The sequence below is a fragment of the Aeromonas sp. MaB10011B genome (assembly GCF_017939325.1).
Lineage (GTDB): Bacteria > Pseudomonadota > Gammaproteobacteria > Enterobacterales > Aeromonadaceae > Aeromonas > Aeromonas caviae.
Map to the genome: position 1 here is coordinate 133,308 of NZ_JAGKRK010000002.1, position 14,087 is coordinate 147,394.

Consider the following 14,087-nt stretch of genomic DNA (forward strand, 5'->3'; position numbering starts at 1 on the left):
TCAAAGCGTGAAATGGCTCATCAGGCTGTGCTTGTGCCTGCCATTACTGGCACAAGCACAGACGCTCACCGTCAAGGTCCCCAGCCGACCGATCAACGATCTCGACAACGAATACCAGCTCAAGCTGCTGGAACTGGCGCTCAACCACGCCGGGCAGCCCTACAAGCTGGAGCGGGTCGACCTCAATCTCAACCAGTACAGCCTCCAGCAGGCGCTTGCCAAGGGCAAGGTCATCAATGTGTTCTGGATGGGTACCTCCAGCGCGCTGGAATCCTCCCTCACCGCAGTGCCAATCCCGCTGTTTCGTGGCCTGGAAGGGCTGCGCCTCTCCTTCATCCACGCTGATGCCCAGGAGCGGTTCAACCAGATCAACACCCTGGCAGACCTCAAGAAACTGAAAGCCGCACAGGGGGTGGGCTGGGCCGACAACAAGATCCTGGAACTGGCAGGCATTCCCACCTATGCCGGGCGCTACAGCAACCTGTTTCGCCTGATGAATGACGGCGACAAGCTGGATTTCTTCCCCCGTGGTCTGGTGGAAATCTTCGCCGAACGCAGCGAGCTGGCGGCACAATATCCCAACCTGGTGATCGATCAGCACCTGCTGATCCGCTACCCCTTCGCCGAGTTCTTCTTCGTCAGCCCGGAGTCGCCGAAGCTGGCCAAGGCGATCCAGACCGGCCTCGAGCGTGCCTATGCCGACGGCAGCTTCATGGCGTTCTTTCGGGAGAACCCCAAGATCCGCGAGGCCCTGGCCAGCGCCAATCTGGAGCAGAGAGTCACCATCGCCCTGCCCAATCCCGACATGACCCCCTTGCTCAAAAGCATTCCGGCCCAATATTGGGAATATCCACCGTCGCAGGAGTAAATGGACACGATATCCGGCGTTGAGAATATCCACCGCTGCGAGCGTGAACAGACACGATATCTGGCGTTGAGAATATCCACCGCTGCGAGCATGAGCGGACACGGTCTCCGGCGTTGGGAATATCCACCGCTGCGAGCGTGAACGGACACGGTATCCCGGCATTGGGAATATCCACCGCCGGGAGCGTGATCAGCCGCGGGTCACCCCATCCGGTGGGCGCAGCCCGCCGCAGACGCACAGGAACGCGAGGTCGCCCGGCCTCAATACGCGCACCAGGGAGGTGCCATGAAACGACTGGATGACTGGTTTCGCGACTACGGCCAGAGCCATCAACACCCCGTCAATGTGGCCATCCACAAGGTGGCGGTGCCAGGCATCTACCTCTGCATCCTGGCACTGCTCTGGTGCCTGCCCGCCGGTCCCCTGCCAGCGTCCTTCAACTGGGCGGGGCTGGTGGCCATCCCGGTGCTGGTCTTCTACCTGCGGCTGTCGTTGACGATCTTTACGGGGATGACAGCCCTGACCGCCCTGGGACTGGCCTTCTGCCACGTCTGGCAGGGGCCGCTGCTGTGGCCTGCCCTTATCGGGTTCGTGCTGTTCTGGATAGCCCAGTTCGTCGGTCACCATATCGAGGGGAAACGCCCCTCCTTTCTCACCGACCTGCAATTTCTGCTGGTAGGCCCCGCCTGGGTGCTGGCCAGCCTCTATCGTCGTTTGGGCATCCCTTTCTGAGGGAGGCCAACAGGAGAGACCATGAGACATCTTCAGACCCTTGCTCGCACCCTGCCCCTGCTGCTGGGGGCACTGATGGCCGGCCCGGTGCTGGCCGACAAGGCCGATCCCGTCGGCGAGGTGAGCACCGCTTTCAAGCTGCTCGGACCCAACCACAAGATCCTGGTGGAGGCGTTCGACGACCCTAAAATCGCCGGTGTCGCCTGCTATCTGGCCCGCCCCAAGACCGGCGGCGTCAAGGGTGGCCTTGGGCTGGCGGAAGATCCCTCCCACGCCTCCCTCTCCTGCCACCAGATCGGCCCCATCACCCTGCCCGCCAAGCTGAAGGCGGGGGAAGAGGTGTTCGACGTCAGCACCTCGCTGGTGTTCAAGGAGCAGAAGGTGGTGCGTTTTTACGACGAGAAGCGCAATGCCCTTGTCTATCTGACTTACAGCACCAAGTTGGTGGATGGTTCGTACAAGAGTGCAGTGAGTGCCGTCCCCATCATGCCCTGGGGTTGAAACAGCACCACTTATCCCGTGATGACGGTCACTATTTGTTGTAATTTAACCACATCATTATCTACGGAGAGCGCACCATGAGAGTCGCCGTTTTCAGTACCAAGAGCTACGACAAGGAACATTTCCACCAGGCCAACACCCAGTACGGTTTCGATCTGGAGTTCTTCGACGTGCGGCTGGAGGCCAAGACGGCCCGTCTCGCCCACGGCTTCCCCGTGGTCTGCCTGTTCGTCAACGATGATGCCGACCGCGAAGTGTTGACCGAGCTGGCGCAGTACGGCACCAGGGTCATCGCCCTGCGCTGCGCTGGTTACAACAACGTGGATCTGGCCGCCGCCAAGGAGCTGGGACTCAAGGTGGTGCGGGTGCCTGCCTACTCCCCCGAGGCCGTTGCCGAACATGCGGTGGGCCTGATGATGACCCTCAACCGTCGCATCCATAAGGCGTATCAGCGCACCCGGGACGCCAACTTCTCCCTGGAGGGGCTGGTCGGCTTCAACATGCATGGCCGCACCGCCGGCATCATAGGCACCGGCAAGATCGGCATCGCCACCTTGCGCATCCTCAAGGGGTTCGGCATGCGCCTGCTGGTGAGCGATCCCTATCCGAACCAGGCGGCCATCGATCTGGGCGCCGAGTACGTTGATCTCGACACCCTATTCCGTCAGTCCGATGTCATCAGCCTGCACTGCCCCCTGTTCAAGGAGAACTATCACCTGCTGAACAAGGAGGCCTTCGCCAAGATGAAGGACGGGGTGATGATCATCAACACCAGCCGGGGCGGCCTGCTCGACTCCAACGCCGCCATCGAGGCCCTCAAGACCTCCCGCATCGGCGCCCTGGGACTGGACGTCTACGAGGAGGAGGAAGACCTCTTCTTCGAGGACAAGTCCAACGAGGTGATCACCGACGACGTCTTCCGCCGCCTGTCTGCCTGTCACAACGTGCTGTTCACCGGTCACCAGGCCTTCCTGACCCGGGAGGCGCTGCACGCCATCGCCGACACCACCCTCAGCAACATCCAGGCCATCGAGAGCCAGGGCCGCTCTGACAACGAAGTGGAGTGATCCCTGAGGCGTTGTCGCCACGCCATTGATCCCGCCGCCGGGTTGTGAGACCCGGCGGCATCGGGTAGGCTACCAGCCCTTTTTTGTACAGGAGTCTGGCCAGCATGTTCATCGGATTTGATTACGGTACCTCCAACTGTGCCGTCGCCGTGATGGAACAGGGCAGCCCCAGGCTGCTGACCCTCTCCGGTTCCCATTACCTTCCCTCCACCCTGCACGCCCCCCACCGGGACGCCATCGCCGGCCTCCTGGCCGAAGGGCTGGCCCCCGTCCAGCAGAGCGAATACCTCAAGCTGCGCGGTCCCGTGGTGACCCGGGCACAAGCGGTGCGCCGCCAGATGCGCGAAGAGGGACTCATCGACGAGCTGAGCTTCGGCGGTGCGGCGCTGACGCGCTATCTGGAAGAGCCGGACGAGGGCTACTACATCAAGTCCCCCAAATCCTTTCTCGGGGCCTATGGCCTCAAGGCTCCCCAGATCGCCCTGTTCGAGGACATCGTCTGCGCCATGATGCTGCACGTGCGCCGGGAGGCGGAGCAGCAGACGGGCAGCACCATCCGCCAGGCGGTGATCGGCCGACCGGTCAACTTCCAGGGACTGGCGGGGGAAGAGAGCAACCGCCAGGCCATCGCCATCCTGAGGGAGGCGGCACGCCTCGCCGGGTTCGAGCGGGTGGAGTTCCTCTATGAGCCGGTGGCCGCCGGCTTCGAGTTCGAAGCGCGCCTCACCGAGGATGCGGTTGTGCTGGTGGTGGACATCGGGGGCGGGACCACCGACTGCTCCGTGCTGCGCATGGGCCCGAGCCACCGTGACCAGCTGGATCGCAGCGGCGACCTGCTCGGTCACAGCGGCCAGCGCATCGGGGGCAACGACTTCGACATCCGCCTGACCGTTGAGGGCATGATGCCGCTGCTCGGCATGCACGAGACCCTCAAGACCGGCAAGCCACTGCCCCATCCCCTGTTCTGGGACGCCGCCGCCATCAATGACGTCAGTGCCCAGAGCCGTTTCTACAGCCTGGATACAGCACGTCAGTTGCAGGATCTCCAGCTCGACAGCCAGCCGGGCAGCAAGCTCCCGCGCCTCGCCAGCCTGCGGGCCCACAAGCTCAGCCATCAACTGGTGTGGCGCGCCGAGCAGGGCAAAATCGCCCTCTCCGACCACGAGCACAATCACCAGACCCTGAACGAGCTGGAAAAAGGGCTGGAGGCGGCACTCACCCGCCCCCAGCTGGCCAGTGCTTCCGCCCCCTTGCTGGAGAAGATTGGCGAGCTGATGGACGAGGCTATCCTGGCGGCAGGCGTGCAGCCTGACCGGGTCTTCGTCACCGGCGGCAGTGCCCGCTCCCCCCTCATCAAGGCCTTCATCCAGCAGAAACTGCCCAAGGTACCGCTGGAGGGGGGTGATGACTTCGGTTCGGTGGCCTCGGGCCTCGCCCGCTATGCCGAGCGGCTGTTTGCGGACTGAAACAGCCAGGGGAGCCATGGGCAACCGGTAGACAGGTTCGCTCGGGGCGGGTGTTGCCATTTGCCGACACCCCCTCTTCCCCCGGGGCGACAGAAGCGGTCGGGCTCCTCCCCCCTCGCCCTGCCGCCCGGGCCCGGGGACGGGTATGCTTGTCATACCCACCACCGGAGCCCCTTCAATGCCCAGATACCTGCTACTGCTGCTCGCCCTGCTTCTGCTCAGCGCCTGCAGCAGTGCTCCCCGCTTTGCCTCGCAAGACCTGCAACACCATCACTGGGTGCTCGATCGGCTGGATGGCCAGGCCATCGCCAGCCACCGCAGCAATCCCCCCGACATCGAGATCGGTGTGCACTTCACCGTCAACGGCATCGCCGGTTGCAACCGCTACTTCGGCCAGGGTCACCTCAAGGGGAACAAGCTCTGGGTCACCAGCCTCGGCAGCACCGCCATGGCCTGCCCCCCCGAACTCGATCTGATAGAGCAGGCCGTGCTCGCCACCCTGACGGAGGGGGCCACACTGAGCGGTTCCACCCAGACCCTGATCCTCCAGGGAAAACGGCACCGTTTGGAATACAGACTGCAAGACTGGGTGTACTAGGCTCACAAAACCGCTCGCCAGCAGGAACAACTGGCCAGGCTGTGGCACAATATGAGGCATTGTTAGCAATGGAGGCTGCCTCAGCCATGTCGATGGATCGCCTGTTTGGCAAGATCAAGCAACTGCCCACAATTCCGAAACTGCTGCACGAGCTAATGCAGAGTTTCAACGACGAGAATGCCCGCATCGACGAGATCGCGGCCAAGATCGCCATGGACCAGGTGATCAGCGTCAAGGTACTGCGGATGGCCAACTCCGCTGCCCTGCGCCGTGGCAATGAAATCACCTCCATCGAACAGGCGGTGATCCGCCTCGGTTTCAACCGCCTGCGCTCCGTGGTGGTCGCCTCCGGCATCATCAGCAGCTTCAAGGCCCCCCCCGGCTTTGACAAGCTCCACTTCTGGACCCAGACCTTCCAGGTCGCCACCATTGCCCGCACCCTGGCACAGCAGACCACCTCGGTGGATCCCGAGACCGCCTTCACCTGCGCCCTCATTCACAACATTGGCGAGCTGCTGATCCAGAGCACCCTGCCGGAAGAGGCGGGGCTCATCAATCTGGCCATCGAGAAAGGCAGCAGCCGGGTCGATGCCCAGCGGGAGATGCTGGGTTACGACTATGCCCAGCTCGGCGCAGAGCTGGCGCGGCGCTGGAACCTGTCGCCCGCCTTCGTGGATGCCATCGCCCAGCAGCTCGACCCCCTCTCCCACGATCCGGTCAGCAAGGAGGCCGTGCTCATCCGGCTCGCCGTCTTCGTCTCCTTCGCCTGGCAGGCCGGCGTACCGGCACAGGCCATCATCGCCCGTTTCCCCAGAACCCTGGCTGACCAGCTGGGGCTGGATCCCGCCAGCCTGGCGGATCAGCTGGAGCAGCTCCACGAGCAGGGCAACGCCCTGGCCGATTTGCTGACCCAGTAGATGTACAACGGCCGATCAGCAGGAGCCGGATCCCCGTCTCATTCTGGCGGATCAGCTCGAACAGCTGCACGAACAGGGCAACGCCCTTGCCGATTTGCTGACCCAATAGCGTCACGGCAGACCGCCCAGCCAAGCCGGAAGCACCGTCTCATTCTGGCCGGTCGTCACATACACACGCCCATGGACGGGATAAGATGGCCTGCGCCCATCCCCCACTCCTGAGCCTCTCTGACACAGTAGATACCATGACCCATCCCTTCCTGTTTCACCCCCAGGCGGCACCCTGGTTCAAAGAGAGTGCCGACACCCTGCAGCTCACCCTGTTCAGCGAGCTGGACGCCCCCATCCGCGAGGTGTGGCTGCGCCACGAGCCGGACAACGAGGAGTATCTGGTCGCCATGACGCCGGTCGCCACCCGGGACAGGCTTCAGGTCTGGCAGGTCGAACTGCCGCTGGCCAGGGGGCAGGAGATCCACCTCTACTGCTTCAAGTGCCTCACCGACGAGGAGCAGTGGTGGCTGCACGGGGCGGGCGTCAGCGCCGCCATGCCGCCGCGGGAGCAGCATTTCCGCTTCAACAGCCATCACCAGCCCCCGGCCTGGGTGCAGGATCAGGTGTTCTACCAGATCTTCCCCGACCGCTTCTGCAACGGCGACCCGTCGCTGAGCGTCAAGCATCACGAGTACGAGTATAGGGGCAAGGCGGTCATCAGCAAGGCCTGGGGCGAGCCGGTCAGCCGCCACGAAGAGGGGCACGGCGCCTGTGAATTCTACGGCGGGGATCTGGCGGGCATCGACGCCAAGCTGCACTACCTGCAATCCCTGGGGGTGACGGCGCTCTACCTCAACCCCATCTTCGATTCGCCGAGCAACCACAAGTACGACACCCAGGACTACTTCAAGGTGGATGCGCACCTCGGTACCAATGCCCAGTTTGCCGAGCTGACCCGCAACCTGCACCAGCGCGGCATGAGGATCATCCTGGATGCGGTGGTCAACCACACCTCCACCGAGCACCCCTGGTTCTGCCCGCCGCTGGGCGCCCAGAGCAACCCGGACTCCCCCTGGCGCAGCTTCTACACCTTCGATCAGGAAGGGGATTATGTTAGCTGGAAAGGGATCCGCAGCTTGCCCAAGCTGGATTTCTCAAGTGAACAGGTGCAGGACGCCGTTTATCGGGCAGACAACGCCATTCTGCGCTACTGGATGCGCGCCCCCTACCAGATCGATGGCTGGCGCTTCGACGTCATCCACATGCTGGGGGAGCGGGGCACTGCCGAGGGCAATCGCGGCCATGTGCGCGCCATTCGCGGCGCGGTGAAGCAGGAGAATCCGGACGCCTACGTCCTCGGCGAGCACTTCTTCGAGGCGAGCCAGTGGCTGCAGGGGGATCAGGAGGATGGCGCCATGAACTACTACGGCTTCGCCCACCCCATCCGCGCCTTCCTGGCGGGGCAGGACATCGCCTATCATCCCATCAAGATCAGCGCCACCGAGCTGGATCACTGGCTCAAGCTGGCGCGGGCCCATATTCCGTTCAAGAACCAGCTGGCCCAGTTCAACCTGCTGGACAGCCACGACACCGCCCGCTTCCTGCACCTGCTGGGGGAAGACAAGCAGCGGATGCGACTCGCCGCCACCCTGCTCATCACCTACATCGGCGTGCCCTCCATCTACTACGGCGACGAGGTGGGGCTCTCCGGCGGCAACGACCCGGACTGCCGCCGCTGCTTCCCCTGGGATACCACCGACTGGGATCACGTGCTGCACGACCACTATCGCCGCCTGATCCAGCTGCGCCGCCAGCGCCCGGCCCTGCGCCGGGGAGACATCCAGACCCTCTACGCCGGCCCTCACAGCTATGTGTTCGCCCGTACCCTGCAAAGCGATCAGGTGGTGGTCGCCTGCAACCGCCACCCGACGGAGCCGCGCACCATCAGCCTGCCCCTGTGGCAGACCGCCAGCCCCGCCAGCCGCTTCACCGACGCCTTCAACGGCGACAAGTTCGAGGTGGTGCAGGGGGAGGTGCAGCTCACCATCCCGGCCAACTCCGCCAGGGTACTGCTGTCGAGCTAGGGATCGCGGCAATAGAAAACCGGCGCTCGGGGCGCCGGTTTTTTTATGCCTGCATCCCCCGAAGTGACGGATGCTGCCTCATCGCTGTTTTTCGATCCGATAACCCTACGCCGCCATGTGTGATGCGACGAATACATCAAACATCATCTCTTCATCAGTAGTTGATGCTGACATAGGGGACTTCGGTCACATCCCACGCCTGCTTGAGGTAGACGGTGAGCACGAAGAAGAAGTTGGCCAGCAGATTGGCGAAGCGATAGAGGATGGGATCGAAGCGCACGCCGCTCTCTTCCAGGCGTACCAGCAGACGCACCACCTTCTTGCTGCCACAGCGGCATAGGTGCAGGGTGGGAATGGGCTGGGGCCCCTGGGGCAGCACGAAGCCGGTCACCCGGCCGCGACTCGCCTCGTTGTAGTGATCGTACCGTCCCTTCAGCCAGTCCAGATCCTCCTCGAAGATGCCGAGCCGTCCCCGCACCGAGCCGTTGAGGTTGTAGATGAGCCGCTGCAGGGTCGCCAGATCCGCCATCACGGGCCGGGTATCCTCATCCGGCATCAGATGAGAGAGCACGGCCCCCACCTGGCAGCAGAGCTCGTCGGTGGCGATCTCGTAGTCGCACTGAAACTGGGTTTCGAAGATGAAGGGGTAGCAGAGCTCGCGCTTGTCTCTTGGCTTCTTGGGGTTCATGGCATCGCCGGGCTGGGGAAAAGGGCAGTGTGCCAGCCCGGGGACGGGCTGGCAAACACCCCGCCCCCGCCGGCATCACGGGGGCGTCGCCAGACTAGCCGGTCGCCATCTGCTGGCCAAGCAGTCGCATGGCCTCCAGCATCCGCTGGTTGAAGCCCATGAAGCCTGCCCCCTGGGTCGCCCCGTCCTGACCCCGCGCCGCCAGCACGGTGGGTGTCAGCGCCTCCTGCTGGGAAGGGGGCAGCAGGGCGTCGGCCTGCTGCTGCAACCGGCTGAGCCTCGGCAGGTAGTCCGCCAGGGGCTTGAGGCTCTCCTGCAGGGAACTGGCCCCCTGGTAGGTCTGACTCAACTTGGCCGATTGCTTGAGCTTGAGGGAGTAGGAGACCAGCTGGCTGTCATCCAGTTGCAGCCCGTTCAGCCCGTCCGCCAGGGTCTTGCCGTCGCCCCCCTTGAAGAACTGCCCGGCCAGCTCGTCCAGCCCCTTGACCAGGGTGCCGATGGCATCCATCTCGGCACTGTCGAGATCCCCCTCCAGGGAGAAGTCGAAGCTCTGGCTCGACTTGAGGCTGAACTGGCTGCCGCCCCCATCGCTCTGGGACTTGAACTGCCAGCTGTCGCTGAAGCGCAACATCACCTTGTCCCCGTCCCGGGTCTCGATCTCGAGGAGGGCCTGCTGGCGGCTGGCCATCCTGGCATCCCCCAGATCCGTGGTCGACACCTTGCCGAAGAACTCCTTCTCGAACTCGTCGAGCCCCTTCTGGATCAGCTTGTAGCTCTGATCCATGCCGGTCTTGATGTCCTCGTTGTCCGCCCAGTCGCCGAGCAGCTTCCTGGCGTCACCGAAGCCCTTGTCCACCCCCTTGCGGGCCTGCTCCATCATCTTGGTCAGGTCGTCGTCGGACTTGCCGTCCGCACGGGCCGCGCCTATCCGCCCGGTGACGAACTGCAACACGTTGTCCGCCACCGACTGGAAATCGAACAGGGTCTCCGGGGTGATCTCCTGGGGTTCCTGCACCTTGGGTGCCTTGTAGCCCTGGCCGTTGATCTCCAGCGCAAATTGCAGCGCCTGCTGGATCAACACCTGGGCCCATTTCGGGGGCTTGTTCAGGGAGACCTCATCCCCCTTGTCCGCCGTTTTCGACTCCGTCTGTTGAGGCGATTTGGGAGCAATGCCCACTCCCTTGGGTTGGGCTGCGCCCATGCCATCAATTTGCATCATTACTCTCCCGCCTATAGTGGTGGATCGGTTATCGGCCCGACTGGCCACTTCTTGACCACAAAAAACTTGGACAATCCGCAACGGCCTTTTAAAATCCCCACCCTTTGGTTGGCTGCGGCCTTCCCCCGGTCTTTCCCCGGCTCAGCCCGGTGCATGCGAGGTATCCATGACTCAATCCCAGCCCTCTTCCGCCGACGCCCAGGGCAGACGGACTCCTGCCGACTACCAGGCCCAGCTCGACGAGAAGCGCGATCGCCTCACCCAGCTGTTCGCCCCCTTCAATCCGCCTGCGCTGGAGCTGCACGCCTCTCCCGCCGAACACTACCGGATGCGCGCCGAGTTCCGCATCTGGCACGAGGGGGATGACCTCTTCCACTGCATGTATGCACCGGCCACCAAGGAGATCATCCGGGTCGACAGCTTCCCCACCGCCAGCTTGCTCATCAACCGGCTGATGCCGGTGCTGCTGGCCGGGCTGCGCCCGCACCCCGTGCTGCGCAAGAAGCTGTTCCAGATCGACTACCTCTCCACCCAGTCCGGCCAGATCTGCGTCAGCCTGCTCTACCACCGCAAGCTGGAAGCCGAGTGGCAGCAGGCCGCCGAGGCGCTGCAGGCCGACCTGCGTGCCAAGGGGTTCGAGCTGCAACTGATTGGCCGCGCCCACAAGCAGAAGATCTGCCTGGGGGATGACTTCGTCATCGAACGCCTGACCGTGCAGGGGCGCGAGCTGGTCTACAAACAGGTGGAAAACAGCTTCACCCAGCCCAACGCCGCCATCAATGAACAGATGCTGGGCTGGGCCCTGGACGTGACCAAGGAGAGCGAGGGGGACCTGCTGGAGCTCTACTGCGGCAACGGCAACTTCTCCATCGCCCTGGCGCAGAACTTTCGCAAGGTGCTGGCCACCGAGATCGCCAAGCCGAGCGTGGACTCCGCCCAGTTCAACATCGCCGCCAACGGTGTCGACAACCTGATCATCCTGCGTATGTCGGCGGAGGAGTTCACCATGGCGATGCGCGGTGAGCGGGAGTTCAACCGCCTCAAGGGGGTCGATCTTCGCGCCTACCAGTGCAACACCATCTTCGTCGACCCGCCCCGGGCCGGTCTGGACGACGCCACCGTCAAGCTGGTGCAGGATTACGACAATATCCTCTACATCTCCTGCAACCCCGAGACCCTGCAGGCCAACATGGCCGTGCTCGGTGAAACCCACGAGATCGCCCGCTTCGCCCTGTTCGACCAGTTCCCCTGGACCCACCACATGGAAGCCGGGGTGTACCTGAAGCGCAAGGGCGGCTGATCCGGGCGGTTTCCCGGCTGCCCCATGGCAGCCGGAGCCGCTATGGCCACTGAAGGGCACGGATCCTGCCTCATCGGACCGACCCGCCACGGGACAAGTGGGGCGGCCCGATGCCAACCGGTTCATTCTGCCCCCCATCCCCCCGGGAGAAGGGGCAAAAACCCCCGCATTGATTAGTTATCCCGGTGCAGAGCGCGGACGCAGCCGTTATGCTGGCGACACGCCCACTCACGCCATGACCGGGGAACCACGCCACCATGCCACGCGTTCTGTTTGTTGAAGACGATCCCGAGATAGGCCAGCTCATCAGCAGCTGGCTCGGTCGCCACGACATCGAGGTGCTGCTGGAGACCCGGGGTGACCGGGCCCTCGACAGGGCCCTGGCCGAGCAGCCGGATCTGGTGCTGCTCGACATCATGCTGCCGGGGCAGGATGGCCTCTCCCTGTGCCGGGATCTGCGCCCGCGCTTTGCCGGCCCCATCGTCATGCTCACCTCGCTCGACAGCGACATGAACCAGATCCTGAGCCTGGAGCTGGGGGCCAACGACTACATCCTCAAGACCACGCCCCCCTCGGTGCTGCTGGCCCGGCTGCGGGTCCAGTTTCGCCAGCAGGGGCAGAGCCAGCAGGCCGTGGTCCCCGCCGCCCCGCCCCAGCGCCTGCAGTTCGGCCGCTTCCAGATAGACGGCCCGGGTCGGGACGTGCGCCTCGATGGGGAGAGCATTCCCCTCTCCACCGCCGATTTCGACCTCCTGTGGGAGCTGGCCTGCCACGCCGGCCAGATCCTGGGGCGGGAGGCGCTGTTTCGCAGCCTGCGGGGGCGCGACTACGACGGCCAGGATCGCAGCATGGACGTGGCCATCTCCCGTCTGCGCCGCCGGCTCGGGGATGACAGCAACAACCCGACCCGCATCAAGACGGTGCGCCAAAAGGGTTATCTACTCGTACCCCAGGCCTGGGAATGAGCTGGTGTCTCACACGCCTGCACACCAGAAGCCAGGGAATGACAGCAACAACTCGATCTGGATCAAGACGGTGCGCCAGAAGGGTTATCTACTCGTCCCCCAGGCTTGGGAATGAGCTGGTGTCTCACACGCCTGCACACCAGAAGCCAGGGAATGACAGCAACAACTCGATCTGGATCAAGACGGTGCGCCAGAAAGGTTACCTGCTGGTGCCCCAGGCCTGGGAATAAGCCCCGCCGAATGACCTTGATGCACTCAGCCTTCTCCCCTTGCGGGAGAAGGGTTGGGGATGAGGGGCAACAAGGCAATGTCCAGACACAATCCAGGCAAGAGGAGAGCCCCGATGCGACGCCTGTTTATCCAGTTCTATCTGTTGCTGATAGGCTGCTTCGCCCTCGCCATTCTGCTCATCGGGCTGGTCTATCAGGTCAGTGCAGAGCGGGCGGGGGACCGTTATCTGGAGCGGATGATGCAAGGCTCCCTCGGCCTGCTCACTGGCGAGCTGGCCCGGCTGCCGCCGGAACACTGGGCCGCCCGCACCGGCGAACAGAGCCGCCAGCTCAATCTGCCGCTGCAGATCGGCGTCCTCGCCAACCAGCCCCTGGCCAGCGAGGATCAGGCCTTCCTCGAGGCGGGCAACATCGTCATCGTCGAGGAGGATGACACCTTCCTGCAGCGCATCCCGAACACCGACAAGGTGCTGATCGTCGGCCCCGTCCCCTACCTCTCCTACCTGCACGAGCTGCACTGGGTGGACGTGGGGCTGTTGCTGCTCATCGGCCTTTCCCTCGGCCTGCCCATCCTGCTCTGGCTGCGCCCCCACTGGCGCGGCCTGCAACAGCTCGAACAGACCGCCCGCCGGGTCGGCGACGGGGATCTCTCCTGTCGCACCGGTTTGCCGCCCGGCAGCAGCCTGGGCCGGGTCGGCCGCACCTTCGACCAGATGGCGGAGCAGTTGCAGGCCATGCTGGCCAGTCGCAAGCAGTTGACCGACGCCATCGCCCACGAGCTGCGCTCCCCCCTGGTGCGGCTGCGCTATCGCCTCGCCATGCTGGCCGAGCCTCCCTCACCCGAGGAGCAGCAGGGACTGGAGCGGGACCTCGGCGCCCTCGATGCCCTCATCGAGGAGATGCTGACCTATGCCAGGCTCGATCGCCCCGAACTGCCGCTGCAATGCAGCGATCTGGAGCTCGGCAGCTGGGCCGGCAGCCGCCTGGCCGACTGGCAGGCCCTGCGACCGGACAAGCGGCTCGACCTCGTGCGCCCGGCCATGCCCCTGCCCTGGCGCGGCGACACCCGATTGCTGGACCGGGCGCTGGAGAACCTCATCGGCAACGCCCTGCGCCATGCCACCAGCCAGGCAAGCCTCTGCATAGCGCGACAGGGGGACGACTATCTGCTGGAGGTGGCCGACGATGGCCCCGGCATCGATCCCGCGCTGGCCCCGCAAATCTTCGAGCCCTTCGTGCGCCTGGATCAGAGCCGGGACAGACGCACCGGCGGCGCAGGGCTGGGGCTGGCCATCGTGCGCAGCATCGCCCAACACCACGGCGGCGAGGTGCAACTGCTGCCAAGCAGCAGCGGTGCCCGTTTCTGCCTGACCCTGCCCGTACATTTGGATACAAACCGTCACCAGTCGCTCACTGAACCGCAGGTCGAACAGCCCTAGGATGAAGTCATGGAGAAACGCT

13 protein-coding genes and 2 pseudogenes are annotated in these 14,087 nt (G+C 64.1%); 13 read left to right on the forward strand and 2 right to left on the reverse strand.

The window, feature by feature from the left end; all coding sequences use genetic code 11:
• Window positions 1-7: 7 nt before the first annotated feature.
• The 8 genes from J9893_RS01375 (at window position 8) to malZ (ending at window position 8,224) form a co-directional block, all read left to right on the forward strand.
• A complete protein-coding gene (locus J9893_RS01375) occupies window positions 8-868 on the forward strand; it encodes a hypothetical protein (protein ID WP_010676062.1) in 861 nt (286 codons plus the stop codon).
• Between the two features lie 285 nt (window positions 869-1,153).
• A complete protein-coding gene (locus tag J9893_RS01380; protein ID WP_041214237.1) occupies window positions 1,154-1,600 on the forward strand; it encodes an Mpo1-like protein in 447 nt (148 codons plus the stop codon).
• Window positions 1,601-1,621: 21 nt separating this feature from the next.
• The gene (locus tag J9893_RS01385) at window positions 1,622-2,101 is read left to right on the forward strand and encodes a CreA family protein (RefSeq protein ID WP_041214236.1); all 480 of its coding nucleotides are present in this window, start codon (window positions 1,622-1,624) and stop codon (window positions 2,099-2,101) included.
• Window positions 2,102-2,178: 77 nt separating this feature from the next.
• Window positions 2,179-3,168, forward strand: coding sequence for a 2-hydroxyacid dehydrogenase (locus tag J9893_RS01390; protein ID WP_010676065.1), 990 nt, complete (start codon window positions 2,179-2,181; stop codon window positions 3,166-3,168).
• A gap of 104 nt (window positions 3,169-3,272) precedes the next feature.
• On the forward strand, window positions 3,273-4,634 hold the full coding sequence (gene yegD / locus J9893_RS01395; protein ID WP_109111942.1) for a molecular chaperone: 1,362 nt from the start codon (window positions 3,273-3,275) through the stop codon (window positions 4,632-4,634).
• Window positions 4,635-4,812: 178 nt separating this feature from the next.
• Window positions 4,813-5,232 (forward strand): META domain-containing protein, encoded by a 420-nt coding sequence (locus tag J9893_RS01400; RefSeq protein ID WP_143236910.1) that lies wholly within the window; start codon window positions 4,813-4,815, stop codon window positions 5,230-5,232.
• A 68-nt stretch (window positions 5,233-5,300) separates the two neighbouring features.
• Window positions 5,301-6,149 (forward strand): HDOD domain-containing protein, encoded by an 849-nt coding sequence (locus J9893_RS01405; protein WP_039039670.1) that lies wholly within the window; start codon window positions 5,301-5,303, stop codon window positions 6,147-6,149.
• A 245-nt stretch (window positions 6,150-6,394) separates the two neighbouring features.
• Entirely contained in the window at window positions 6,395-8,224 is a 1,830-nt protein-coding gene (malZ, locus tag J9893_RS01410; RefSeq protein ID WP_029314873.1) for a maltodextrin glucosidase, read from the forward strand.
• Between the two features lie 154 nt (window positions 8,225-8,378).
• On the opposite strand, the gene J9893_RS01415 is transcribed toward malZ, so the two are convergent.
• Together J9893_RS01415 and J9893_RS01420 are read right to left on the reverse strand one after the other, a co-directional pair.
• Window positions 8,379-8,912 carry an ATP--cob(I)alamin adenosyltransferase gene (locus J9893_RS01415; RefSeq protein ID WP_042016441.1) on the reverse strand — a complete coding sequence of 178 codons (534 nt, stop codon included), beginning with the start codon at window positions 8,910-8,912 and terminating at the stop codon, window positions 8,379-8,381.
• 94 nt (window positions 8,913-9,006) lie between these two features.
• Window positions 9,007-10,128 carry a DUF5610 domain-containing protein gene (locus tag J9893_RS01420; protein ID WP_128296676.1) on the reverse strand — a complete coding sequence of 374 codons (1,122 nt, stop codon included), beginning with the start codon at window positions 10,126-10,128 and terminating at the stop codon, window positions 9,007-9,009.
• A 169-nt stretch (window positions 10,129-10,297) separates the two neighbouring features.
• Between J9893_RS01420 and trmA the strand changes: the two genes are divergently transcribed.
• The 5 genes and pseudogenes from trmA to rstB all read left to right on the forward strand — a co-directional run bounded on the left by trmA (window position 10,298) and on the right by rstB (window position 14,065).
• Window positions 10,298-11,431 (forward strand): tRNA (uridine(54)-C5)-methyltransferase TrmA, encoded by a 1,134-nt coding sequence (trmA, locus tag J9893_RS01425; protein WP_042882517.1) that lies wholly within the window; start codon window positions 10,298-10,300, stop codon window positions 11,429-11,431.
• A 257-nt stretch (window positions 11,432-11,688) separates the two neighbouring features.
• A complete protein-coding gene (rstA, locus tag J9893_RS01430) occupies window positions 11,689-12,396 on the forward strand; it encodes a two-component system response regulator RstA (protein ID WP_113977661.1) in 708 nt (235 codons plus the stop codon).
• 25 nt (window positions 12,397-12,421) lie between these two features.
• A pseudogene (locus J9893_RS21505) lies at window positions 12,422-12,511 on the forward strand (two-component system response regulator RstA); the annotation flags it as partial.
• A 25-nt stretch (window positions 12,512-12,536) separates the two neighbouring features.
• A pseudogene (locus tag J9893_RS01435) lies at window positions 12,537-12,626 on the forward strand (two-component system response regulator RstA); the annotation flags it as partial.
• Window positions 12,627-12,739: 113 nt separating this feature from the next.
• Window positions 12,740-14,065 carry a two-component system sensor histidine kinase RstB gene (gene rstB, locus J9893_RS01440; protein WP_113977659.1) on the forward strand — a complete coding sequence of 442 codons (1,326 nt, stop codon included), beginning with the start codon at window positions 12,740-12,742 and terminating at the stop codon, window positions 14,063-14,065.
• Window positions 14,066-14,087 lie beyond the last annotated feature (22 nt).